At 35.9% G+C, this 24298-nt stretch carries 22 protein-coding genes; 12 read left to right on the top strand and 10 right to left on the bottom strand.

Going from position 1 to position 24298, the window contains the following annotated elements; translation table 11 throughout:
* Positions 1–2: 2 nt before the first annotated feature.
* The 5 genes from BLP52_RS00485 to BLP52_RS00465 all read right to left on the bottom strand — a co-directional run bounded on the left by BLP52_RS00485 (position 3) and on the right by BLP52_RS00465 (position 7915).
* Complete coding sequence (locus BLP52_RS00485; protein WP_091707749.1) at positions 3–941, bottom strand: UDP-N-acetylglucosamine 3-dehydrogenase; 939 nt, start codon at positions 939–941, stop codon at positions 3–5.
* A complete protein-coding gene (locus tag BLP52_RS00480; RefSeq protein WP_091707747.1) occupies positions 935–2020 on the bottom strand; it encodes a DegT/DnrJ/EryC1/StrS family aminotransferase in 1086 nt (361 codons plus the stop codon). The genes BLP52_RS00485 and BLP52_RS00480 overlap by 7 nt, the downstream gene beginning before the upstream one ends.
* Before the next feature lie 60 nt (positions 2021–2080).
* Complete coding sequence (locus BLP52_RS00475; RefSeq protein ID WP_091708361.1) at positions 2081–2746, bottom strand: acyltransferase; 666 nt, start codon at positions 2744–2746, stop codon at positions 2081–2083.
* Between the two features lie 143 nt (positions 2747–2889).
* Positions 2890–7101: a PAS domain S-box protein gene (locus BLP52_RS00470; protein WP_162272911.1), complete on the bottom strand. Its 4212-nt coding sequence runs from the start codon at positions 7099–7101 to the stop codon at positions 2890–2892.
* Between the two features lie 238 nt (positions 7102–7339).
* A complete protein-coding gene (locus BLP52_RS00465) occupies positions 7340–7915 on the bottom strand; it encodes a metal-dependent hydrolase (RefSeq protein WP_091707744.1) in 576 nt (191 codons plus the stop codon).
* A gap of 120 nt (positions 7916–8035) precedes the next feature.
* On the opposite strand from BLP52_RS00465, the gene BLP52_RS00460 reads away from it, so the two are divergent.
* Positions 8036–8620, top strand: a complete 585-nt coding sequence (locus BLP52_RS00460; RefSeq protein ID WP_091707742.1) for a metal-dependent hydrolase — start codon at positions 8036–8038, stop codon at positions 8618–8620.
* Between the two features lie 23 nt (positions 8621–8643).
* On the opposite strand, the gene BLP52_RS00455 is transcribed toward BLP52_RS00460, so the two are convergent.
* Both BLP52_RS00455 and BLP52_RS14640 read right to left on the bottom strand, forming a co-directional pair.
* Entirely contained in the window at positions 8644–8988 is a 345-nt protein-coding gene (locus BLP52_RS00455) for a HepT-like ribonuclease domain-containing protein (RefSeq protein WP_238380670.1), read from the bottom strand.
* On the bottom strand, positions 8975–9145 hold the full coding sequence (locus BLP52_RS14640) for a nucleotidyltransferase family protein (RefSeq protein ID WP_238380694.1): 171 nt from the start codon (positions 9143–9145) through the stop codon (positions 8975–8977). The genes BLP52_RS00455 and BLP52_RS14640 overlap by 14 nt, the downstream gene beginning before the upstream one ends.
* A gap of 543 nt (positions 9146–9688) precedes the next feature.
* Between BLP52_RS14640 and BLP52_RS00445 the strand changes: the two genes are divergently transcribed.
* The 3 genes from BLP52_RS00445 (at position 9689) to BLP52_RS00430 (ending at position 12519) form a co-directional block, all read left to right on the top strand.
* On the top strand, positions 9689–9868 hold the full coding sequence (locus BLP52_RS00445; RefSeq protein WP_091707740.1) for a hypothetical protein: 180 nt from the start codon (positions 9689–9691) through the stop codon (positions 9866–9868).
* 593 nt (positions 9869–10461) lie between these two features.
* Positions 10462–11973, top strand: a complete 1512-nt coding sequence (locus tag BLP52_RS00435) for an RNA-binding domain-containing protein (RefSeq protein WP_091707737.1) — start codon at positions 10462–10464, stop codon at positions 11971–11973.
* Between the two features lie 189 nt (positions 11974–12162).
* Positions 12163–12519, top strand: a complete 357-nt coding sequence (locus tag BLP52_RS00430; RefSeq protein ID WP_091707735.1) for an acylphosphatase — start codon at positions 12163–12165, stop codon at positions 12517–12519.
* A gap of 102 nt (positions 12520–12621) precedes the next feature.
* Here BLP52_RS00430 and BLP52_RS00425 read toward each other — a convergent pair whose 3' ends face one another.
* Together BLP52_RS00425 and BLP52_RS00420 are read right to left on the bottom strand one after the other, a co-directional pair.
* Positions 12622–12831 (bottom strand): type II toxin-antitoxin system HicA family toxin, encoded by a 210-nt coding sequence (locus tag BLP52_RS00425; protein WP_238380669.1) that lies wholly within the window; start codon positions 12829–12831, stop codon positions 12622–12624.
* A complete protein-coding gene (locus tag BLP52_RS00420; protein ID WP_091708359.1) occupies positions 12828–13058 on the bottom strand; it encodes a type II toxin-antitoxin system HicB family antitoxin in 231 nt (76 codons plus the stop codon). Before BLP52_RS00420 ends, BLP52_RS00425 begins: the two co-directional genes overlap by 4 nt.
* 275 nt (positions 13059–13333) lie before the next feature.
* Between BLP52_RS00420 and BLP52_RS00415 the strand changes: the two genes are divergently transcribed.
* The 8 genes from BLP52_RS00415 to BLP52_RS00380 all read left to right on the top strand — a co-directional run bounded on the left by BLP52_RS00415 (position 13334) and on the right by BLP52_RS00380 (position 22916).
* Positions 13334–13516 carry a hypothetical protein gene (locus BLP52_RS00415; protein WP_091707733.1) on the top strand — a complete coding sequence of 61 codons (183 nt, stop codon included), beginning with the start codon at positions 13334–13336 and terminating at the stop codon, positions 13514–13516.
* Positions 13517–13840: 324 nt separating this feature from the next.
* Complete coding sequence (locus BLP52_RS00410) at positions 13841–14734, top strand: glycosyltransferase family 2 protein (RefSeq protein WP_091707731.1); 894 nt, start codon at positions 13841–13843, stop codon at positions 14732–14734.
* A gap of 32 nt (positions 14735–14766) precedes the next feature.
* Complete coding sequence (locus BLP52_RS00405) at positions 14767–15867, top strand: glycosyltransferase family 4 protein (protein ID WP_091707729.1); 1101 nt, start codon at positions 14767–14769, stop codon at positions 15865–15867.
* Positions 15864–16808 carry an SDR family NAD(P)-dependent oxidoreductase gene (locus BLP52_RS00400; RefSeq protein ID WP_238380693.1) on the top strand — a complete coding sequence of 315 codons (945 nt, stop codon included), beginning with the start codon at positions 15864–15866 and terminating at the stop codon, positions 16806–16808. Before BLP52_RS00405 ends, BLP52_RS00400 begins: the two co-directional genes overlap by 4 nt.
* A gap of 9 nt (positions 16809–16817) precedes the next feature.
* Positions 16818–18101 carry a phenylacetate--CoA ligase family protein gene (locus BLP52_RS00395; RefSeq protein WP_091707726.1) on the top strand — a complete coding sequence of 428 codons (1284 nt, stop codon included), beginning with the start codon at positions 16818–16820 and terminating at the stop codon, positions 18099–18101.
* A gap of 210 nt (positions 18102–18311) precedes the next feature.
* Entirely contained in the window at positions 18312–19493 is a 1182-nt protein-coding gene (locus tag BLP52_RS00390; protein WP_091707725.1) for a glycosyltransferase family 4 protein, read from the top strand.
* Positions 19486–20736 carry a glycosyltransferase family 4 protein gene (locus BLP52_RS00385; protein WP_091707723.1) on the top strand — a complete coding sequence of 417 codons (1251 nt, stop codon included), beginning with the start codon at positions 19486–19488 and terminating at the stop codon, positions 20734–20736. Before BLP52_RS00390 ends, BLP52_RS00385 begins: the two co-directional genes overlap by 8 nt.
* 20 nt (positions 20737–20756) lie before the next feature.
* Complete coding sequence (locus tag BLP52_RS00380) at positions 20757–22916, top strand: DUF2206 domain-containing protein (protein ID WP_091707721.1); 2160 nt, start codon at positions 20757–20759, stop codon at positions 22914–22916.
* Positions 22917–23006: 90 nt separating this feature from the next.
* Here the strand turns inward: BLP52_RS00380 and BLP52_RS00375 are convergent, their stop codons facing one another.
* A complete protein-coding gene (locus BLP52_RS00375; RefSeq protein ID WP_091707720.1) occupies positions 23007–24296 on the bottom strand; it encodes an oligosaccharide flippase family protein in 1290 nt (429 codons plus the stop codon).
* Positions 24297–24298: the final 2 nt, after the last annotated feature.

Here is a 24298-nt window from a genome sequence, read left to right as displayed (position 1 = left end):
CATCATTCCTTAATATCTATCATTTTTGCTTCTTTGTATGAACTAATGGCTGCAAGACTTACTTTCAGTGCATGCTTTCCATCAGTTCCGGAAGGATTTGGCTGTTTGCCGTTATTGATACAATCAATGAAATATTCAAGTTCGTTCCTGAGTGGTTCTTTCTGTTCTATCTTTGCTTTCCTGATCCAGCCACTGTCATGAAGTTCCACTGTCTGGTCTATATAGTCAAGATAGGCAACACCGCCAACACCAACGGCTGTGAGCTTTCTCACTTTATGCGGTGTGAGCCAGTTTACCTCAACCAGCCCGGAGAAAGAATGATCAAGTCTCATGTGTATGGTGGCATGGTCCTCAAAGGAGTGGATATCTGCCCCGGCTACTGCATATACCTGATTAATATCACTGCCATAAAGATATGATATTACATCTATGTCATGTACACCGATGTCCAGAATAACACCTACATCTCTTATCCTTGGATTATAGGGTCCAACTCTTCTGGTAGAAATAGAAACTATCTTCCCGAGCAGACCTGATTCGATTATCTCTTTGAGCTTTATGACAGCAGGGTTGAACCTCTCAATATGTCCAACCATTACAAGACGTCCCTTTTTCTTAGCTGCATCAATGATTGCATCAGCATTCTCAACGGTGTCTGCAATGGGTTTTTCTACAAGTACGTGTGCACCCGCTTCAATAGCATCTATGGCAACCTGACGGTGCATCTTGGTAGGAACAACAATGCTTACTGCATCAATTCCCGATGCCAGCATTTCCCTGTAATCTGTAAAAGCATTAGTATTATACTGCTGTGCAAGACTTTCCACAAGATCCTTGTCGATATCCGAAATACCAGCAAGTTCCACACCAGACATCTCACTGTAGATACGTATGTGGTTCTTACCCATGGCACCGGCACCGATGACACCGACTCTTAACATTGTGCATCACTCCACTGTTTTATTGCATTACTTATTGTGTTGATATCATTCTCGGTCACAGCAGGATGGACTGGTAGTGAGAGTACTTCTCTTGAGGCCTTTTCCGTAACCAAAAGATTATCGTTGTATCCAAGTTCCTTATAGTAAGGCTGTCTGTGGATGGGTATTGGATAGTATATTCCGGAACCAATATCTTTCTCTTTCAGATAGTCTGCCAAATGATCTCTATTCTTAGTACGTATGGTGTATTGGTGGAATACATGCTCGCAGTCTTTCCTGACCATCGGGCATTCAATGCCTTCTATACCCTGAAGTTTATCTGTAAGCATTTTTGCATTTCTCTTCCTTGTTTCTATATAGTAAGGAAGTCTTTTCAGTTGAACCATTCCAATAGCAGCTGATATATCTGTCATTCTAAGGTTGTAACCCAGCATTTCATGAAGATAACGTTGTTTGGAACCGTGTGCACGTATCATGCGTGCTCTATCGGCAACTTCTTTGTTATCAGTAGTGATGATTCCACCTTCACTGGTGGTCATGTTCTTGGTAGGGTAGAAACTGAATGCACCTGTACCGAAGGAACCTACTTTTTTCCCATTATAAATGGCTCCGTGTGCCTGGCATGCGTCTTCAATAAGTATCAGGTCATGGTCCTCTGCAATGTCGTTCATCAATCCCATGTCTGCAGGATGGCCATAGAGGTGTACTGGCATGATGGCTTTTGTAGCAGGTGTGATCTTTTCTTCGATAAGTTGAGGATCAAGATTGAATGTGTCGGACTTTATGTCAGCAAACACAGGTCTTGCACCTGTAAAAAGTATGGAGTTGGCTGTGGCTATAAAACTGAAAGAGCTTGTGATAATCTCATCACCCTTTCCGATGCCGTGTGCAAATAAAGCAGCATGTAGTGCGGCAGTTCCAGAATTCACTGCCACTGCATATTCTGTGCCTGTATAATCCGCAAATTCCTGTTCAAACTCTGCAACACGCGGTCCTTCAGCGATAATTCCCGAGCGCAGTACATTAGTGACGGCTTCAATTTCAGCTTCATCAAGCTGTGGTTTTGCAATGGGTATCATGGATATCACAAATCTCTGAGATTATTATAATAATACTTGAAATATAATTGTTCTTATTGTTTATATACTATTCAATGTTTCCAGTTTTTCAGGAAGGTCAACGATCTTTGCAGGGCATCCTATAGCAAGTTTCCATGCAGGTACGTCCTTTGTAACCAGTGCTCCGGCAGCCACCATGGCTCCCTCGCCTATCTCTACTCCGGGAACCAGCGTAGCATTAGCACCAATAGAAGCACCTTTTCTGATCACCGGACCTTCGGGATGATATTCTCCTCTGATAGGATACTTGTCGTTGGCAAGAACCGCACAGGGACCGATAAAGACTTTATCTTCAATGGTCACATGGGTGGGAATATACACATTGCCCTGGATGCTGACATTACTACCTATGGTAACATTGCCGTCGATTATCACATTTGTTCCAATGAGGACATTGTCACCTATTATGGTGTTCTCTCTTATCATGGCATTATGTCCGGTCTTGAAATTATTCCCTGCTTTTACATTGCTAAAGATGGTCGTTCCTGCCCGAATGAATGCATTGTCACCTATCACAGTACCCGGCTGCCCATAGTTTTCTATGTCAACGTCAGCCTTTGTGATTTCCATAAGTATACTGTGCTGAGGATATCCAAGTATTACATTTTCAAGCACTACAGACTCTTTGCCGATGCTGCTGGATCCATAAAGTTTAGCAGATCTGTGAATATATGTATTGTTTTGCATGATCCCACTCATTTTATTTCACAAAAGGATTTAAGCTTATATAAATTTATTACTTTTCTTTTCACGAATGTTGATGTTTTATTAAACAGTTAATAATTGTGATTCCGAATCGTTCAACTGAGAAGCGTTCAACTGAGAATCGTTCAATTGATATTCTGTCCATCAAAAAAAGATGTAAGATACTCGATCTCTTTTTTCATCCTGTCAAGGAGTTCAAGGGTACCAGTTTCAATTTTATTACTTGCAGAATCTTCAATATCTGCAGCAATAGTTGCAAGCAAATTAAAACCTGTGTTAAGTGCTGTTCCCTTTGTCTTATGGGCGATGGTACTTACCTGTTCCATATCATTATTTGAATGTGCATTGCACATTTGTTCATAATTTTGTGCAAAGGATTTCATTGCCATTGCTGTCAGATTTTGGTATAGTTCTTTACTCCCACTTGTATTATCCCGCAGCCATTGTGAATCGAAGTGGACATTATTGAAGGTAATCTCTCTCTCTTCTTCTTCATTATTTGTTATTCCATTTCTCTGAGACTTTTGTCCATCTCTATTAAATAGCCATTTTTCACAAACATGGTGAATGGTATCTAAGACAATTGGTTTTGGGACATAGTCATCAAGCCCGTTTTCGAGGCATTTTTCTTTCTCGCCTCTGAAAGTTCCTGCCGTCAGTGCAATTATCGGAGTGTGGGTGCCTGTTGTCCTTTCGATATCCCTTATCATGGAAGTAGCATCATATCCACTGATCTCAGGCATCTGTATATCCATCAGTATCAGGTCAGGATGCCATTCTTTGAACAGTTCCACTGCTTTTTTTCCATTCTTTGCTTTGTATATTTCTGAATTCGGAAGGATCTTAGAAACAATGGTAACACTAAGAAGCATGTTCGTTTCATTGTCCTCTGCAATAAGGACCCTGTATTTTTTTTCATTTTTATTTCCAGGCTGTTTAAGATAGTGGAATTTTTCAGGTATACTGTTCTTTTCACCTGATAATAGGCGGATTATATTTTCAAGCAGTTCTTCCCTTTTTATCGGTTTAATTAAGGTATGGGTCGAATTTTCATCTACTATTTCATTTATAGCTACTTCGCTGTCCCATTTTTCAACGTCATTTATGTCAGTTGAATCCTGCATTATTATAAGTGGTATGTCACGGGAGTAATAACTATTTCCGGCACGTATCTCCTGCAGCAACTTAGTTCCTGTCATAGAAGGCATGTGCTTGTCTAAGATGATTAGTCTGATTTCATCAGCTATTTCCTTAGAGTTCTCCACTGCTTCTTTTCCAGAGCAGGCCAGTTCTGTGGCAATACCTGCGTCTTCCAGGATAGATCTTATTATGTGGCAGTTTTTGACATTATCGTCAACTATGAGTACCTTTCCAAAATCTGTTGTCTTCTTATTCTTATCAGATGGTTCTGTACATTCACAGGGCATTGAGACAGAGAAACTAAAAATGCTTCCTTTTCCTTCTTCACTGCTAAGTTCAAGTCTGGAATTCATTTTTTCAAGGAGCCTGTTTGAAATACTAAGGCCAAGGCCGGTTCCTCCGTATTTTCTGGAAATGGAATTATCTGCCTGTGAAAAAGCTTCAAATACCTCCTTTTGTCTATCCGCCGGAATACCTATGCCAGTGTCCATGACAGAGAATCTTATATCAGCTTTCCCTTCCGTATCCATTTTTTCAGTATGAACTTTTAGTTCCACTTCTCCGGAAACTGTAAATTTGATGGCATTTCCCAGGAGATTCACAAGCACCTGTCTTAGTCTTATGCGGTCGCCAACAACAAGATCCGGGATATCAGATGAAATGCTAAGTAGAAGTTCAAGTCCCTTTGCATGTGCATTGTACTTCAGCATATCTGCTATCTGTTCGCACAGCTCTCTTAGATCAAAACTTTCGTTCTCAAGTTCAAGCTTTCCTGCCTCTATCTTAGAGATATCAAGCACGTCATTTATCAGGTCAAGAAGTGAATTGGCAGATGCATGAATTGTTTGCATATGCTGAAATTGTGAAGGACTTAGCTGAGATTCCATTAGCAGATCTGTAAATCCGATAATGCCATTTAATGGTGTACGGATCTCATGACTCATGTTTGCAAGGAAATCTGACTTTGCCTGGCTTGCAGCCTTTGCTTTTTCTTCCGCCTTTTTGTTCTCATCTATGCTAATGTGTGTTCCATAAACATGCAGTGCTTTTCCATCTTTATCATAGCTGGAAACTCGTCCATGTGCACGTACCCATACCCAGTATCCGTCTTTGTGAAGCATTCTGTACTCTGACAGGTAATGATCGTTTTTCCCGGTGGCTGTATCGGTGAACTTAGTGATAACTTCTTCAGCATCATCCGGATGGATCAGTTCTTCCCACATTGTAAGGTTGTAATCAGAAAAATCGCTGATATCGTATCCCGTTATCTTTTTCCAGCTTTCAAGTCCCTCCAGTCCAATGCTTCCTGTCAGCAGATCCACATTCCAGATTCCTGCACATGTGGCTTCAAGAGCAATGTCCAGTAGTTGTGTCCTGTTCCTTAGGTCATCTTCTGAGCGTTTTCTATCGGTTATATCCCTGCATACGCAAAATACAAGTTCCTGATCACCACAAATAGCACTACTGGAACTGATCTCCACATTTATTATCGTCCCGTCTTTTCTCTTGTAATGGGTTTCGATATATCTTTCATATTTCTGTGCAGACATCAATGCCCATGGAAGTTGATTACTATCTATGCTTTTGTCCCAGTCCCATATATGCATATTTTTTATTTCGTCAAGTGAATAGCCAAGCATGTCCGAATAACGCTGGTTTGCTTCGTAAACCCTACCAAGCATGTCAAGTACTACGATCCCATCCATTGAGTTCTTTATGAGCTCATGCTTCCAGACTTCCTCTTCAGCAATTCTTTTCTCTGCTTCCTTACGTTCGGTAATATCCTGAAGAGTCCCGACTACTACATTTTTGTCGGCTTTGTATTCTGCAGTTGAAGTTATATGGCGTATCTCACAATTAGCGGCCCTTCTAATACTGAACTCCACATTATAGGGTTTGTTTTGTTCTATGAGATCAATTAATGCCCTATCAAGTTCAGGTCTGAACTGAGGCAGAACAAGAGACTGAACATCACGAATCGTTATGCTGGTGTCATTTATGCCATATATCCTGAATGCCTCTTTTGATGCATGAACCATTCCTGTGTTCATGTCAAATTCCCAGCTTCCTATCTTTCCGATCCTCTGTGCATCACTAAGTCTTTTTTTCTGTATTTGGAGTTCTTTTCTCTCTGTTCTTTTTTCAAGGGCACTGGAGATTATCCCTGCAAGTACCTTTAATAGTGTGATCTGTTCTTCTGACCATGTTCGCTCATGGAGAGAGTTAAAACCAAAAAATCCTACAACCTTGTTTTGTTCTTTAAGTGGTATGTGAATTATTGATCTTAACGAATATTCTTTCCATTTCTCTTTTACAGATCTGGCTTCTGGTGGCATTTTATAAACATCTGGAACATACATGTGTTCCAGTTCCATAATGTTCTTCTTAAACCAGGGATAATCATCAAGTTTTGTTCCTATGACTGTGTGCGCATGACTTTCGATTCCTTCTGCACAACACTCATAGCTTTTATCGATCATCTTTCCATCATCGGAAAAAAGAGATATATATGCTCTTTCCACACCAAAAAGTCCCCTGCACATTTCAAGAGCTTCATTTATAGCATTATCAAGTTCATCATCAGAAATACTCAGGAACTTTGAGCTGATGTCGGATATCATTTTCTGGTAATTGAACTGGAAATGGAGTTTTTCTTCTGTTCTTTTCCTCTCAAGCAGCAACCCAACCTGTCGTGAAAAAACTTCAATTAGCTCTTCATTGGTATGCTCTTCCCCGACATGATAGATCAGAACAAAATATCCCCGATCAAGGTTATTTCTGACAATGTTAGCAACTATTGTCGGACCTACATTGAATGTCTTTTCCAGCATTAAGATGGGAGCTTTTGGAAACGATCCTTCTGTAAGTTCATGTATTGATGAAAAGCGTGTGATTATATTGTTCCTTATCTTATTTTCAAGACTCGCTTCTCTGTTCCATACTTTTCCCTGAAGGTTAAGATCAAGAATCTTACAGGCTTTCTGGATCTGGTCTTCGGTTCCATGGACACTTTTTGTTATGTATGCATTGATGTTCTCATCAAAAAGAATAAAAGCAGCATATCTGGCACCTGAAATATCCTTCATCATTTCATTTATACGATCGTAATCGATATCATCGGCAGAGCTCTGGAAAAGTTCTTCTGAATAGGCAACCAGCTTTTTCAGTTTAAGATTCTCTTCATTATTTTTTATCATATGACCTGCCATTTACTGCAAGCTTTCGGATATGCAGCCAGATTACTTCCTGTGGCGAAATAAAATGTATCTTTGTATAACTGCGCCTCAGTTTTTCAAGTATGTATATATCTCTTACTTGAAAAGTTTTGGCATAGTGCCGAAAATGAATGTCAGTATTTAGTTGAACTTATTGTATTTATTGGGTAACTGTATATGGAGTTCATATTGAGATAGTAATTTCAGGAAAAGTTTATCTTCAACTATTATTTTCCTTTGGAACCGATACTCCTTCTTTCCTACTTGTTATATAAGGCAAAATTAGTTTGTTCCTTATGCTGCTTCCGAGGACAATTATCAAGATCAAAAGTCCTGATAGTTCTGACAGAAATACAAAGCTCATTGCCGGAGTGTATGCATTTTTGAATATGCTGAGAAAATAGTCAAGTATGCCCGCGGACTGATATCCGTCTGGAAACTGCCATCCCATGAGCGGCCAGAAAAGTGTTTGAGGTGTCATCCACATCCTGTCTTGCAACAGGTGCATGAAGGAAGCGACAGGTATTATCAGCAGGTTAGGGTTGTCTATCTTTTTGTAGATATAGTATGCTATTGTCAGGACAAGGAAGAAGAAGAGCAATGTGTGACCGTATATCCTGCCGTTTGCAAGTGTATCTGCAAGCAGACCCTCTCCAAGTGGCTTGTCCAGGATGTCAGGGAGCATGGCACCGAATGCGATAAATAGAATGTTCAGGTCAATTTTTGAAAATGCGGGATGTGTTCTTATAAGGACAAATATCCCAACTGTGATCCCTATGTGACCGAAGATGAACATGTGCACTCTTAAGTATTGTTTTGCTATTGTCTTTTGTGGTCTAATGGAATTTTGTGTGAGTTTTAGGTCCTCTTATGTGAGAACACCATATTTATATAATTTTAGTTAATATACTAGTACATGCCATATCCAGCGTTTCATCTGTCCTTCTTCATTTTCTGCGTGTCACTGGTGGGGATATTTGCAATAGCAGGAAGCGGTTTTAGAAGAGAGATGAGCATAAAGGATGTTAAACATCTAGGTTTACTGCTCTTTGTGGGCAGTGTAGGTTCAGTGTTCCCGGATGTACCTGCGGTGTGGAATTATATTTTACATGGTACTCTTCAGCATACCAGGATAGGTTCGGTTCCCACTCATTCACTGTTCTTTGGTCTTGTGGCATTCATACTTGCTTTCCTGCTGGGTTATTTTGTATACAGGAATACTTCTAAAGCTTCATCAATCGGTATCTTTGCAGAAGCTGCCTTTTTGTCACATCTTTTACTGGATGATATTGCAGATGGCGGACTTACTTACCTGTATCCGGTCTACAATGAACCACTTAGTATTTTCGCATTCATGAACGTGAAACTTTCAGGTGTGAATTTCTTCTACTATAATTTTGCATGCTTTGTTTCGGTGTTCTTTATATTCTGTGTGATGTTCATGGCCCTGCTGGCTTTGAAGGATCTGGGGTTCGGGTTCAGGTATGAGCCTGTGGAATGAAAAATCGTTTAATTTTCTCCTGCTCAATCTATTTCAACCAAAATTACTCGGATGGAATCTCTTAAACCAAGCAGACGATTGTCAACAACATCCCACACAATCGCATAATCGATTCCGAAATAACCATGAGCTAAGCGATCCCGCATACCGGCAATCACCCGCCAGGGAATGTAGGCATAACTTGTTTTTATTTCATCCGGCACATTCTTAGCAGCTTCACCAATTACTTCGATATTCTTCACAACTGCCTTTTGGGTTTTTCTATCGTTCAGAAATTCGCTGAAGTCTATTCCAGAAGTGAACTCTTCTATCTCATCGATTGCTTCAATAATGTCAGTTAAAAACAACCTGTACTCAAGTATGTGCATAAACGACTTCTGAAAAAATCCTGCTCTTCAATTCATCCCTTACAGCATGTTTCGAGATGACATCTACTTTTGAACCAAACTCGTCTTCAAGAAAAATTCCAAGGGCTGCGAGATCAAAAAGATCCGCACCTTTCTCAAACTCAACAAGGAAGTCAATATCGCTGCCAATTTTGTATTCATCCTCACTACTGAACCAAAAAGACCTATTTCCTTTACTTTATAGTTCTTTTTCAATTCCGGAAGCAGTTCATCCAGCCTTCCCAGAATAATATCCTTTTGATCATATTGTTTTCCTTTATGAGACCTCTGATACACTTTTGGAGGGTCTTTTATATTGCTGCTTTGGTTGAGTTTATGTAAAAAACCTTTTTGTGTAATCATCATGAAGTGCTTTTATTAGTTGTTTTTTATGTTCTGTGTATATGGACTGTACCGCCTTTAGCGTATGGTTGCTTTAGTTTTTGTGATACTTCTGATCTGTTAAGAGGTATGATAATAACTTTTATATTACTTTGAGAAAAATGTGCCATTCTCAATGTTAAATACTGGTTTTTGAAATCGAACGTGAATTAGTTCATATCAAAGGCATGGGGTTTGGAGTCTAGCTAATATTGCCAGACAATTTTTCTGTTTCTTCTCCGGGTTTTCCATAGTTCTGGTTGGCACTGATTATTTAAACAAATATGAGTATTTGTAAAATGTGGATTTGAATACTCGCACTTTTTCAAGATCGGCATGTTCCCGTTCCAAAAACATTGGTATCGATCCTGTGCCACTGAGCCAAAAAACCATTCAACGTATCGAGGAAGCAAAAAAGGACATTAGAGATGGCAATGTCTATACTCTTAAAGAGCTTAAGGCTGAACTCGGGTTAGAATGAAATATGAGGGTGTCTTTACCAATGCTTTTAAAAAAGATTTAAAAGCTATAGGTAAAAAGCATCCGGAAGGCGTGAACTTGCTCAAATAAAGGTAAATACGATAAGCCGGGTTCTTGGCTCATTTTTATCCAGTAGTTCAAGCGTTTTTTATTTAATGTTATAGGATCGCGCCGCCTTCGGCAGAAATGTTGTGTTCACAGAATTTCAATTTGGTGATATTTTTATAAATTTCCTTTTTAATGCAGTAAATACTGTCCCTAACCTCTAATACTAGTAGAGATTTTCTCAACCAAATCTCCATTTGTGATGGAAACTTATATCTGTCTTTCTGTAGAATAATATTTCTCATGTTGGAGCAAAAAGACCACTATTTTAAAACCCACATCAAATCATAGATTATAATCTGGGATATCATGCATAATTACCGATTATAATCGGCAATGTTATCTAATTATGGGCAAACTAAGGATACTTTTATTATATAATGAAGATTAAATGCAAGACGATAATATAAAAATCCATTTCTATCAATACGGTCTACTCATGACGATATTTGCTGAAAGGGATAATGAATAACAAGGAGAAAATGGAAAATGTCGCTTCCTGTGAATATTAAAGAACTTATCAATGGCCGCATGGTTGAATGGGAGCGTATGGAATTTAAGAAAGGCTGGAATCCAGAGTCTGTTTTGCATAGTATTTGTGCATTTGCCAATGATTTTAACAATTGGGGCGGTGGATACATTATCGTTGGAATTGAAGAAGAAGATGGACTTCCTGTTCTGCCGCCTTATGGCCTTAATATAGAACATGTTGACAGAATGCAGAAAGAACTGCATGAACTGTGTAATCAGTTGTATCCGGTGTATTTTCCGGTTGTGGAACCAACATATTTCCAGAACAAGCTTATCTTGATCATCTGGGTTCCAGGAGGACAAAATCGTCCCTACAAATCTCCTGTTTCACTTGGTAAGAAAAAAGAGTCTGCTTATTACATCAGAAGATTCTCAAAGACGGTAAAAGCTCAGAAATCTGATGAAAGGGAATTATTGTCTATGACAGCGTCAATACCCTTTGATGACAGGATCAATCATAATGCAGGTATTAGTGATATTAATCTGACTCTTGTAAAAGCTCATCTTAAAGAAGTGGGGAGCGGTCTTCTATTAGAGGCTGATGCAATACCATTTGCCGATCTTTGCAGAAGAATGAATATTGTTGAGGGGCCAGATGAGTATGTAATGCCAAAAAACGCAGGCCTTTTATTTTTCAATGATGAACCTCACCGTTTCTTCAGAGGTGCACAGATAGATGTTGTTGAGTTTGAGGATGATGTTGGTGACAGTTTTACAGAGAGGATCTTCACAGGTCCTCTGAGACAGCAGATTGTGTCTGTTCTTGCATATGTAAAGAACAATATTCTTGTAGAGAATATCCGAAAGATTCCGGGTCAAGCAGAAGCACTACGTTTTTTTAATTATCCCTATGAAGCATTTGAAGAGGCTCTTGTCAATGCGGTCTATCATAAAAGCTATGAGATACAGGAACCTGTAGAGGTGAGGATCTATCCTGCCAGGATTGAGATACTGAGCTATCCTGGGCCATTACCTCCTCTGAATAAGGATAATCTGATGGATGAGAATATATCTTCAAGAAGATATAGGAATCGTATAATAGGGGATTTCCTTAAGGAACTTCATTTGACAGAAGGCCGGAATACCGGATTTCGAAAAATAAGAAAGGTTCTGGAATATAATGGTTCTCCGAAACCTGTTTTTATGACTGATGATGAACGAAGTTATTTCCTTACTGTTCTGATGATCCATCCTGAGGCCCAAGTCGAGGCCCAAGTCGAGGCCCAAGTCGAGCTTACTGATACTCAGATGGATATATTATCCGGTTGTGTCTCTGGTCCAAAGTCTAAAAGAGAGATTGCTGAGATGCTGGGGCATTCGACGGTTTCCGGAAATGTCAAGAAAGCTATATCAGAACTTATTGGTCACGGTTTATTAGATTATACCATTCCTGATAAACCAAGAAGCAGGCTTCAGAAATATAGGACCACTGAGAAGGGAAGGGAATTTCTTAGGGGAAGTAGGAAATAACGATGATTTATTTGCCGGTTAGTATCAGGTTTTGAATTGATGCTTGTAGGTATTTCATGTGGTATTTTTTCAGTGGCATTGTACTGTGCCACCTTCAGCGTATGGTTGCTTTAGTTCTGTGATTAAATCAGTTTTGTTAATATGTTATGATAATAACTTTTATATTACTTTAAGGGAAAATGAATTCTTATGAAGAAGCGTGCAGAGATTATAATACATGGCAGAGTTCAAAAGGCGGGTTTCAGAGATTTTATTGATGAGATAGCTTTTGATCTGGACCTTACCGGACGTGTCATGAATCTCGACGACGGGACTGTGCAGGTTATATGCGAGGGTGAGGGTAGTAACATCAATATATTACTTGAAAAGGTCAATGTCACACAATATCCTATTAAGGTAATGAATATTGATGTTGTTTTCAAAGAGCCTACTCATGAGTATAGTATCTTTGATATTATCAGGGAAGAGGATGTTAAAGTGGCTATGTATGAAAGGATTGATGCCTTGGTATTGTATCTGCGAAAAATGTGTCATTCTCAATGTTAATTACTGGTTTTTGAAATGAACGTTAATTGGTTTGTATTGAGTCTCAGATGATGAACTTCACTTTTTGTTCTTCATACTTTGTGTCTTAGTTCTTCATAGGTTTCACGTGACATTTTTACCTGTTTTAGTATCTCTTTGAGAAGACCAATGCCTAATGCCTAATTCCTCATTTCCATGAACGGGAATTACAGTTCTTCTGCCGTCAGGATGAACATATCGTACATGACTGCCAACCTGATGCACTTTAACAAAGCCTTCTGATTCAAGTATCTTGCACATTTTTCTTCCGGTTACCGGAAGGAGTCTGCTCATACCCTGACCTCTATATTTTGCAAACCGATGAATTTCATAGGTGTGAAAGCATCCATTTCTTCATCTGATTCAATACATACCCTGACTGCTTCTTCTATCCTTTTCATTGCCTGCTCCACTGTTTTTCCCTGGGTGTAGCATCCAGGTATGTCAGGTACTTTTGCAATGTATACTCCATCTTCATCCTGTTCAATGAGGACTGTAAAATTCATAACTCTGTGTACCATATAATTCACATCACTATTAGTGTTGTATATCAAAACTATCATTTATACTTCTGTGTGGATTTTTGTTTTTAATAATTCATGGACCGTGCCGCCTTCGCCGTGAGGTTGCTTTAGTTTTGCAATTTACTCTGATCAAGCATTCATCACAGTCCATATAGATACATCAATGCCCAGCATTCTGTTTCTTGCTACATATTGCACAGTTGTATTCAGAAAACTATATATTAATATAGATAATAATTATATTTGCAGATTTTGACATAAGAGGGATAAACATGAAATGCAAATTCTACGACAAGTGTGAGTATGCCAGTTCCAATGCCATGACATGCAGCGAGAATGGCGGCGGAAGCTATTGTGGTAAGTACAGGATGTTCGTTTCAGATCTATCTTCAAATACTTCTGCATCTGTAGTTTGCCATCCTCTTGTGCATCTGAAGGAAGCTCTGAGTAATTGAGCATCTCTTTTTGATACTTTTTTTCTGATGCACTGTTTTTATTTACTTGTCTCCAGGTGTAAATTGTTCAAATACTCATTATGGCTTAGCGGCTGCTTTTTCGCATCACAGCGAACAAAATAAAATATTTGTCAGGAGTTATATTTTCTATATTATACAAAGCAATTAACACGCAAAAATAGAAACTTTTATATTCGATAAGTAATCTTCATACTGTGCATAGGATGTGTGTAACACATGTCTACACATAATGCATGCGCCCATATGTACTTTTTGAAAAGTTCATCGGTGCGCAACTCAAACAAAACGGTGGTAGGATAGGTAATGACAATTGTAGCTGCAATTCCTGCTTTTAACGAGGAGATAGCAATAGGGAGTGTTATCGCCAGAGCGAAGCAGCATGTTGATGAGGTTCTTGTAATCGATGATGGCAGTGCTGATAAAACGGCTCAGATAGCTGAGCTCATGGGTGCCACGGTCATTTGTCATGAACAGAATTCCGGCAAAGGTGTTGCTTTACGTACAGCCTTCCGCTGGGCTCAGCATAAAGAAGTGGACATCCTTGTTACACTTGATGCAGATGGACAACACTGCCCTGATGAGATCCCACAAGTAGTTGAGCCAATTCTATGGAAACAAGCCGATGTTGTCAACGGTGCCAGATTCCTGAAAGGCCACAGTGTCGATGTTCCAAAATACCGTCGTGTAGGTCAGGAAGTCCTGACTTTTGCTACTAATATGACTGCTGATGTCAAGCTGACCGATTCTCAAAGCGGTTTCCGTGCATTTTCCAAAGAGACATTTGGTGTCTTCAAGTTCAATAATGCAGGCATGGGTGTGGAATCAGAGATGATCAACGATGCGGCTGCGGCTGGTTTTAAGATCACTGAAGTGCCTATCACATGCAGGTATGATGTTGAGGGGTCGACTTTTAATCCGGTGAGGCATGGAATGAGTGTTTTGAATTCAATTATTGTGCAATTTCAGAGGAAACATCCTTTGTTGTATTTTGGGGTGCCTGGATTTATTTTGCTAATATTAGGTCTTGCTCTTGCTTTTAGGACATTATATATATTTCAGTCAACTGGTGCTTTTGCAATAGGGACTTCATTGATTGCAATGACATTTTCAATGGTGGGTGTTTTTGGAATGTTTAGTGGATTGATCCTTAATTCATTAGCAACTCAAATTAATGATTTAAAAAAGTCTAATGCTTAATTCGGGATTATTAAAAACGAAAGGTGTATTAAGTGAAAATATTACGTGTGGCAGCTGATTTATACCCATATGTAGTTGGTGGGGTCGGTTTGCATGTCCATGAAATGTCAAGAATACAATCATCCCTTGGACATGAAGTATTAGTATGCACTACTGATATTTCAAAAAATGAAACTATGCGTACGAACTATTCGATTAAGAAATATCCTGTTCTTGCTAAAATATTAGGCAATTCTATCATGCCTGCCATGTTTTTTGATTTATACAAAAATCGTCATGAATATGATGTTATTCATGCACATTCCCATCTTTATTTTTCCACCAATCTATGTGTATTATTAAGATTATTCGGTTCTTCACCATTTGTAATTACAAGTCATGGGTTGAATTCTCAGACTGCTCCAAAATGGTTCCAGGATTTCTATACCGCAACGGGTGCCAGAATTACATTTAAGGCAGCAGATAGGGTTATTTGCTATACTGATGTTGAAAAACAGGAACTTATTGATGTTGTTGGTATCAATCCAGATAAAATATGTGTAATACACAACGGTATAAATACAGAACAATTCATCCCTATTGAAAAGTCTGCATCAAATGCAAATAATCTTCTTTGGATTGGAAGATATGCTAAAGGAAAGGGTGTTGACTATCTCATAGAAGCTTTAGATATTCTTCGATCAGAAAATCCTGGTATTATTCTGACAATGGTTGGCAGAGGGCCTGATAAAGAGAGGTTTGTTCAGAAGATCCATGAACTTGATCTTGATGGAAATGTTGTTTTCAAAGACTATATTCCAAATTCAGAAATTGTAAATCTATACAATCAATCATCAATTTTTGTATTACCAAGCTTGGAAGAGGGTGTACCACGGACTATTCTGGAAGCAATGTCATGTGGTGTTCCGGTAGTATGTTCTCAATTACCACAACTTGTAGATATTGTAGAAGGCAGTGGTTTCTTAGTTCCAGTCAAAGATTCAAATGCACTTGCCAATCGTATTTCCCGGCTAATAGCAGATCCTGAACTTTCCAGAAAACTTGGTGAATATGGCAGGAAGCGAGTTGTCAGAGATTTTTCGTGGGATGATACGGTAAAAAGAACAATTTCACTTTATGAGGAGTTGGTATAATTTCAAAGATAGTAGTTACTGGTGGAGCGGGATTCATAGGATCTCATATTGCAGAGAGTTTTGCCAAAGATGGCCATGAAGTCGTTATTGTTGACAATCTGGATCCATATTATTCTGTGGATATCAAGAAAAAGAATATTGATATTGTCTTAAACAGTGGAAATGCTCAGTTCATCAACGCTGATGTGACTGATTTAGCTACAATGAAAAAAATTATTGATGATACGGTAGATTATGTGTATCATGAAGCAGCTCAGGCAGGAGTAAGAATATCTGTAGAAGATCCTTTCAAGCCAAATAATGTCAATGTAGTAGGCACATTAAATGTGCTGAAAGCAGCTCTTGAATCAGATGTAAAAAAGGTGATTAATGCATCATCTTCCTCTGTTTATGGTAAGGTAAAATATCTTCCTTTTGATGAGGAACATCCAACTCAGCCTGTTTCACCTTATGGTGTCAGTAAGCTTGCTGCTGAACAGTATTGTAGAGTATTCTACGAGGTTTATGGATTACCTACAACTTCGTTACGTTATTTTACAGTTTATGGTCCTAGGATGCGACCTGATCTTGCAATTTCTATTTTTACAAGAAAGATGCTTGCAAATGAGCCTATAACTGTATTTGGAGATGGGGAGCAGACAAGGGATTTTACTTATATTGAAGATGTGGTTGAAGGAAATGTAGCCTTACTTAGTAATAAAATCACAAATGGTAAGGTTCTAAATATAGGTCATGGAAATCAGATTACTCTAAATGATTTAATTTATAATTTGAAATCTATTACAGGTTCAAGATCTGATGTTAAATATGTTGAATCTCAAAAAGGAGATGCTAAAGACACACATTCTGATGTGAAGCTAGCTTGTGAACTGATTGGGTTTGAGCCAAAAACAGTAATTTTAGATGGTCTTAAAAAATATGTGGATTATTTCAATAGTTGAGGTAATTTCATGAGTTCATTTAATAAATTAAGGCTTCTTCATCAAGCACGTAAAAATCAATGGCTTAAACCATCGGAATTAGAAGGATTGCAGATAAAAAAACTTAGGCATATGGTAAAACATGCTTATAATAACACGATTTTTTATCGTGAAAAGTTCAAATCTGCAGGTATTCATCCAAATGATATAAAAACACTAAATGATTTGAATAAGATTCCTTTTACAACAAAAGAGGAATTAAGACAACAAAAACTTGAATCAAGATTAGTACAAGGTCTTGATTTAAGAAAGTGTTTTGTTACTGAAACAAGTGGTTCTACTGGAATACCATTAAAAGTTGTGTATGATGAAGCAGCAGATGATTTTAGCAAAGCTATTAATTTACGTTCTCATATAGAGAATGGCTTAAGATTGAGAAGTAAGTGGGCTGTTTTTGGTGATCCTCATCACTATCAAAAACCTCGTTGGTTTCAAAAATTGAGAATTTTTAATGCAACTCAAATATCAGCATTTGATCCAGTAAGTAAACAAATTGAGATGTTAGGAACACTGAATCCCGAAGTGCTTGGTGGATATACATCTTCGATTAAATTAATAGCAGAGGAAATTGATAATAAAGAAATGGAAAATGTCAATCCTAAAATGATATTTGGAACATCTGAGCTTTTAGATTCACAAACAAGAAAATACATAAATTCAGTTTTTGATTTAGAAATGGTTGATCATTTCGGTTGTGTTGAACTAAATCGAACTGCTTGGGAGTGCAGGGAGCATATGGGTTATCATATTGATGCAGATTCTGTTATTATGGAATTTGTAGAAAATGGAGAAAGTGTTTCACCAGGTGAGAGGGGTGAAATTGTTTACACCGGTCTCTATAATTATGCTATGCCTTTAATTAGGTATAGAATAGGTGATATTGGTATACCAAGTGATGAATCCTGTTCATGTGGAAGAGGATTGCCTCTGATGAAACTAGTTGAAGGCAGAAGTGACTCTTTTATGCAAACATCAGATGGTAGAATATTTTCTCCTATTATATGGACATTGATTATACGGCAAATTAGTGGTATTTCTCAACTAAAAGCAATTCAAGAAAGAAAAGATAAAATTAAAATACAAGTTGTTAAAAACGACATGTTTTCTCAATACACTCCAAATCAAATTGTTAGTAAAGTTCGTACTATTATGGGAAATGAAGTAATTGTGGAAGTCGAAACTGTAGATGAGATTCCAAAAGACAAATCTGGAAAAGTTAGATCTGCAATTTCAAATGTCAAAATAGAATGGTAAATCTCATGAAAATTTAGCTAACGCAGCAGAATATTATTCTTATATATCATGAATTGTAAGTGTTGCATGTGTAATAAATGGATTGAAAAAAAAGGAATCAAAAGGACGATTTGCTCCCCCTACTATCCGATATTTGCTTAGAAAATCAAAAATTAACTCAAATTGCTAGTAATTTATTATGTACATATATACACAACTAATGGTGACTTGATGAAAATTGGGTATTTCACAACAGCATTTCCATGTAAAAATCCTTCTACAAGAGAGTCTACTGGATCTTATATAGGTGGGGGGGTAGAGAATGTGACATATAATTTAGCACTTCAAATGGGCAAGAGAGGCCATGATGTGTATATTTTTACATCGTCAATGAACAATGCCAAGGATTCAATTGAAAAATATGGAAACATCACGATATACCGCTATAAAAATAATTTTAAAATAGGCCAATCTCCGATTTCTAGTGGTTTAATTTTCAAACCTTTATTCTCAAACATTGATTTGGATATTGTCCATTCTCAACTCGGAAATCTACCTGCACCTTTAACGGCTTACTTTTATGCAAAGAAGAAAAAGAAGCCATTAATTACCACTTATCATGAAGATTGGGTTAAAGGATTTGGTAGTTTATTTAGAAAAGTTGGAGTTGCTTTATTCGATGGGTTTATTGCTGACATATTACTTTCCGCATCGAACATAGTTCTGACTCCATCACAATATTATATTAATCATTCTATGCATTTAAGTAAGATTCGTAAGAAAGTATGTGCGGTTCCAAATGGAATTGATTTTGAAGACTTTCATATTGATTTAGGTAAGCATGAATGCCGTAAAAAACTTGGTTTACCATTGGATAAAAAAATAATTTTGTTTGTAGGAAGTTTAACACCCAGAAAAGCTCCAAATGTGTTAATTGAGGCTATGTCACTAATAGTGAATAATTATCAAGATTGTCATCTGGTTTTTGTTGGTAGTGGTAATTATATCAAAGAACTTAAATCAATGGCAAAAGAACTGAAATTAGAACGGTATATCACTTTTACAGGCTTTGTAGATGATGACGTTAAATATATGTATTATCATTCATCAGATATTTTTGTTCTCCCCTCTATTTCAGAAGGATTTGGTATTGTACTTTTAGAGGCATCTGCTTGTGGACTTCCTCTTATTACAAGTAATTTAGTAGTTTTTAAATCAATTGTACAGGAAGGAGAAAATGGATATTTCACAAAAACAGGTGATTACATAGATCTCGGAAATAAGATTCTTTTCCTTTTACAAGATGAAGATGTACGATTAAAAATGGGTGAAAAATCGAAGAAAGATGCTTCCAAATTTTCCTGGGAGCGCGTAGCTGAGCAAACAGAACAGATTTATTTGCAATATGTCTGATTTAGAGTGCAGTGAAGTGGTGTATTTGAAAATTTGTTTTATAACAAACTTATATAAGCCTTTTATTTTTGGTGGAACTGAAAATAGTGTAAGGAATCTTGCAGAAGGCCTGTCTAAAAAAGGTCATGATGTTTTTGTTATTACGACAAGTCCTACAAGAAAAACATATGTAGAGGTTATTGATGGTATCAAAATATATCGATTATTTCCATTTAACCTTTATCCAATGTATACTTCAGCAAAACAGCCATTTTTTGTAAAGCCATTTTATTACGTGATAGATTTATGGAACCCTTCTTCATATTATATAATATCTAAAATACTAAAGTGTGAACACCCAGATATAGTACATGTGAATAATTTCCGCGGTTTATCTCTTTCTCTATTCAGTGCTATTAAAAAGCAAAAAGTACCATTTATTTTTACAGCAAGGGATTACTCGTTAATATGTCCAAAATCAAGTCTATTAAAAAAATCAATGAGTATTTGCCATAATCCGCCTATATTATGCAAATGTTATTCTAAAATCCAAAAATATTTTGTGGATAATAAGCCGGATTTGGTTACTGCAGCATCACAGTTCGTACTTGATAAGTTGAATTCAAATAGGCTTTTTGAAAAAACACCCAAGATTGTTGTGCCAAATGCAGTTGAATTGAATATTAATACTCACAAATTTTTAGAAAAAGATACAAGTAGTATCAATATTTTATATGTCGGTGGCTTGAATAAGCATAAAGGTGTTCAAGTATTATTGGAAGCTTTTAAACAAATAAAGTATGAGAACATTAAATTGGACATAATTGGAAAAGGTACGTACGAAAATGAACTGAAAAACATTGCAGGTAATGATAAAAGAATTATTTTTCATGGATTTAAAAATTCAAATGATTTGATTCCTTTTTATAAACATGCAAATTTGTCTATTGTCCCTTCAATTTGGTATGAACCTTTTGGGCTAGTTATTATTGAAAGCTTTAAATATAAGGTTCCAGTCATTGGAAGTTCAATTGGTGGTATCCCTAGTATAATTATTGATGGATACAACGGACTATTATACGAACCTACAAGTGCCATTGATTTGCAGGATAAAATTGAGTATTTGATAGCAAATCCTTCTATCTTGTATGAGTTTAGTGAAAATGCTTTGGAATCTGCCAAGAAATATGAATTAGATCAGCACATCGATAACTTTGAACTTATTTTTAAAAACGTAGCAAATAAAAATATAATAGTTAAATAAATGTGATATGGGGATATGTTATGAATAATACAAAAAGTAATACTGTTCTCTTTTTTTTAGTATTTACTCTCATAACTAATATTTCGATAATTTTAAATATACCCATCTTCAGACCGATTTTAGGTTTTCTTTATTTCACTACGATTCCTGGTTGTTTGATTCTTTATATTTTAAAACTTAATGAAACTACAGCATCTAAGTTTTTTATGTATTCTGTTGGTTTGAGCATTTCTTTTCTATTTTTATCAGGATTGGCTATAAATAGTTTATATCCCGTCATTGCATGCCCATTATCAGTTAACAATAGTTTATTAGTTATAGATGTTTTTATGCTCGTGTTATTTTTACTTTCTTGGATACGAAATAAAAAAAATTATGCTTTTCATTTGAGAAGTAATTCATTAAATTTCAAATTTAACTCCAAGAATAACTCAATATCGCCTGCAATTTTTCCTATTATATTCCCATTTTTGGCTATATTTGGGTCATATTTGATGAATACGGAAGGAAATAATTGTTTGTTATTTATTTTGTTAGTGTTGATTCCTATTTACTCTCTGTGTATAATATATTTTGGGGGCAGAGTACCAAATTCTACTTATCTTATTGCTATTTGGATGATTGGATTAAGCTTGCTTTTTATGCACAGTCTATCAAGTTATTACATAAAAGGTAGTGATATTCATAAAGAATATTATATATTTAAACTGACATTGAATAAGTTATATTGGAATCTGCAAACAACAAATAGTAACGAATTAAATTCCTTGTTGAGTGTCACTATACTGCCGGTACTTTATCAACAATTTACAGGTATCAACGAACAATATATATATAAAATAATTTATCCTCTGATATTTTCTTTTGTTCCAATTGGATTGTATATATTATTTCAGAAATACATGAATAATCAGTATAGTTTTATAGCTGTTCTATTTTTTATATCACAAGGTACTTTTATTTTTGAAATGTTTGAGCATGCACGACAAGAAATTGCTTTTTTGTTTTTTATTTTATCTGTTGTAGTACTATTTGATATTGATATTAGTGTATTTAATAAAAAAGTATTATTTATTGTTTTTTCGGCTTCAGTAATTTTGTCTCACTATTCTACTGCATATGTTTTTTATATATTTTTGCTTGGAAGTTGGATTTTATTGTACATTTTTAAGTATTTTGACAAAAAATGTGATGTAAAACCAAATATAAGTTTTAACCTCATTATACTATTTTTTGTGTTTATATTTCTATGGTATAGCCTAATAACAAGAGAACCATTTAATGATTTGACAAGATTCTTCTACAAAAGCTATTTAGAGTTGGCTAATGCATTTTTAATGGAATCTAGGGATGCTACGGCTTTAAGGGCCGTTGGTATAGGCATGTCTACACAAATCCCTTATAAATTGTTTTTTTGGGTTCGAACTATAACCCTTCTTTTTATCAGTCTTGGAAGCGTCAGTCTCTTCAAAAATTATAAAAATACAACCTTTGAAATAGAATATCTTGCAATGAGTGCCGTTGGTTTGGTTTTAATGTTTTCAATGATAATCTTGCCATTTGTTTCCTCAGGCTATGGTATTACTAGGCTCTATTTACAAACCCTCATTTTTTTGGCCCCTTGCTTTGTTATTGGGGGTGAAATTTTTTTCCAAAATATTTTTAAAATTGGATCAATCACCAGACACAAAATAAAAAAAGAGCATGCAATAATTTTTGTAGCAATCGTCTTGGTTATGCAAAATATTTGTGCCACTACATTTATATTTAATATATTTGGAGTTCCTTACTCTGAAGATTTAAATATAAATGGGCCTTCAAGAGATAGTGTTTATATATATGAGCAAGAAGTTTATGGGGCAAGTTGGTTAGCTTTGTACAATCCTACTAATATTACTATAAACAGTGATTTTCCTGGTTATCAAAGAGTATTATTGGGGTATACTTCTAAAAATAAGTATGATGTTCCTATGAATGAGAATTTCTTTGAATATAATGTTTCACAAAAGAATGAATATATTTATTTAAGATGGTCGAATGTTATTAACAACATAGTTTATCCTTCTTCACTATATCGAGTTCATACAGAAGTCGTAAACATTTCTCAATATGATGCTATTTTAAGTGGAACTAGTAATATTTATAATAATGGAGGAACGCTGGTTAAAATACAATTTTAGTTTTTTATGTGAATGTAACTTATAAACACTTTTATTTATTAGCTAATTATTCGATTGTTGTCTTTAATTAGCACTCTTATATATTAATATTTATATCATGTTTTTGTGATTGTAAATTACAAAAAGACCTGCACAGTAAGCTAGTGCTGTAGATCCAATTGCACCAAATAATCCATATCTTGGAATTAGATAAATATTGAGGATGATGTCAATTATTGCAATTACTACGCTTCCATACATTGTAATTTTAACACCAGCTATACCTAATGAGTTAAAAATCCACATATATGTGTTATAACAAAAGAAAAGTAAAGAAACTATTGTAAAAAGTAACATCAATTGAAAATTTATAGGATATTGTTTGCCATATATGTTTAGAATAATATACTGCGTGCATATAATTGTTACAAACCCTACTAATAAAGATAAAGGCATGAATTTATTTATTTTGTTTGTGATGTTCTTCTTATCTTCATATTTGCATATTGTTGGGAACAAAACATTAATTATTATTCCTGATAACACATTCATTATACTTATTGAAGAAATGTTGTAAGCATAATACACTCCAACATTTTCAACAAACATATATTTGTTTATTAATATTTTGTCTATATTGGAATAAAGCATAAATGACACACTATTAAATATATTATAGCTGCTATATATTATTAAAGTCTTTGCCCAATGAGAATCAAATGTCAGCGCTAAGTATTTCCGAATATTTGTTACCAAAATATAGACACTAATTATAATGGCAGAAATGTACATTGGAAATAGCATGGATTTATATGAAAGTCCCTCTATTCTAATAAATATTATAAACGAAAAAAGTAGTGCAAATCCATATATTAATTTTAAAATAGAAAATATTTTCATGCGGTGTAGGCTACGAAGAGTATTTGTTGTTAATGTATGAAGTGCAGTTATAAGGGCAAACAAAATTGAAAAATAAAACATATTTAGATGTATTGAAAGTATATCTGCAATTTTAGATGAAAATCCTATATAAAAGAGTGTTGAAAATATAGTAGCAACTAGAATCAATATATATGTAGTAGAAATGATTGATTTTTGTTTATGATATTCATTAGTTTCAGAATTGTATTTTACAATTGCTGAACTCATTCCAAAAAGCATTGGAATATAGAGAAATGTTGCAACAGAATTGATAAGAGTAAATTTTCCATATTCTGCTGGTCCTAAATATCGTCCACCGAGTGCATTGAACGCAAAGAGACATATATTACCAATTATTGTACCAATGGCAACATATGTGAGATTCTGAAAAAAAAATTCAACATTTTTGCTCATTTTTTCACGGCAAACTGCTTCGTAGGTTGAATTTATTAATTTGAAAAACAGGTTGCTATCTGACAAAA

The sequence above is a fragment of the Methanolobus vulcani genome (genome assembly GCF_900100715.1).
GTDB lineage: Archaea > Halobacteriota > Methanosarcinia > Methanosarcinales > Methanosarcinaceae > Methanolobus > Methanolobus vulcani.
This window is presented reverse-complemented; position numbering and strand designations above follow the sequence as displayed.

What these genes read in the sequence shown, in the direction of transcription:
- BLP52_RS00485 (WP_091707749.1), bottom strand. Translation starts at nt 941, where the DNA reads ATGTTAAGAGTCGGTGTCATCGGTGCCGGTGCCATGGGTAAGAACCAC.
- BLP52_RS00480 (WP_091707747.1), bottom strand. Translation starts at nt 2,020, where the DNA reads ATGATACCCATTGCAAAACCACAGCTTGATGAAGCTGAAATTGAAGCC.
- BLP52_RS00475 (WP_091708361.1), bottom strand. Translation starts at nt 2,746, where the DNA reads ATGCAAAACAATACATATATTCACAGATCTGCTAAACTTTATGGATCC.
- BLP52_RS00470 (WP_162272911.1), bottom strand. Translation starts at nt 7,101, where the DNA reads ATGATAAAAAATAATGAAGAGAATCTTAAACTGAAAAAGCTGGTTGCC.
- BLP52_RS00465 (WP_091707744.1), bottom strand. Translation starts at nt 7,915, where the DNA reads ATGTTCATCTTCGGTCACATAGGGATCACAGTTGGGATATTTGTCCTT.
- BLP52_RS00460 (WP_091707742.1), top strand. Translation starts at nt 8,036, where the DNA reads ATGCCATATCCAGCGTTTCATCTGTCCTTCTTCATTTTCTGCGTGTCA.
- BLP52_RS00455 (WP_238380670.1), bottom strand. Translation starts at nt 8,988, where the DNA reads ATGCACATACTTGAGTACAGGTTGTTTTTAACTGACATTATTGAAGCA.
- BLP52_RS00435 (WP_091707737.1), top strand. Translation starts at nt 10,462, where the DNA reads ATGTCGCTTCCTGTGAATATTAAAGAACTTATCAATGGCCGCATGGTT.
- BLP52_RS00430 (WP_091707735.1), top strand. Translation starts at nt 12,163, where the DNA reads ATGAAGAAGCGTGCAGAGATTATAATACATGGCAGAGTTCAAAAGGCG.
- BLP52_RS00425 (WP_238380669.1), bottom strand. Translation starts at nt 12,831, where the DNA reads ATGAGCAGACTCCTTCCGGTAACCGGAAGAAAAATGTGCAAGATACTT.
- BLP52_RS00420 (WP_091708359.1), bottom strand. Translation starts at nt 13,058, where the DNA reads ATGGTACACAGAGTTATGAATTTTACAGTCCTCATTGAACAGGATGAA.
- BLP52_RS00415 (WP_091707733.1), top strand. Translation starts at nt 13,334, where the DNA reads ATGAAATGCAAATTCTACGACAAGTGTGAGTATGCCAGTTCCAATGCC.
- BLP52_RS00410 (WP_091707731.1), top strand. Translation starts at nt 13,841, where the DNA reads ATGACAATTGTAGCTGCAATTCCTGCTTTTAACGAGGAGATAGCAATA.
- BLP52_RS00395 (WP_091707726.1), top strand. Translation starts at nt 16,818, where the DNA reads ATGAGTTCATTTAATAAATTAAGGCTTCTTCATCAAGCACGTAAAAAT.
- BLP52_RS00390 (WP_091707725.1), top strand. Translation starts at nt 18,312, where the DNA reads ATGAAAATTGGGTATTTCACAACAGCATTTCCATGTAAAAATCCTTCT.
- BLP52_RS00385 (WP_091707723.1), top strand. Translation starts at nt 19,486, where the DNA reads ATGTCTGATTTAGAGTGCAGTGAAGTGGTGTATTTGAAAATTTGTTTT.
- BLP52_RS00380 (WP_091707721.1), top strand. Translation starts at nt 20,757, where the DNA reads ATGAATAATACAAAAAGTAATACTGTTCTCTTTTTTTTAGTATTTACT.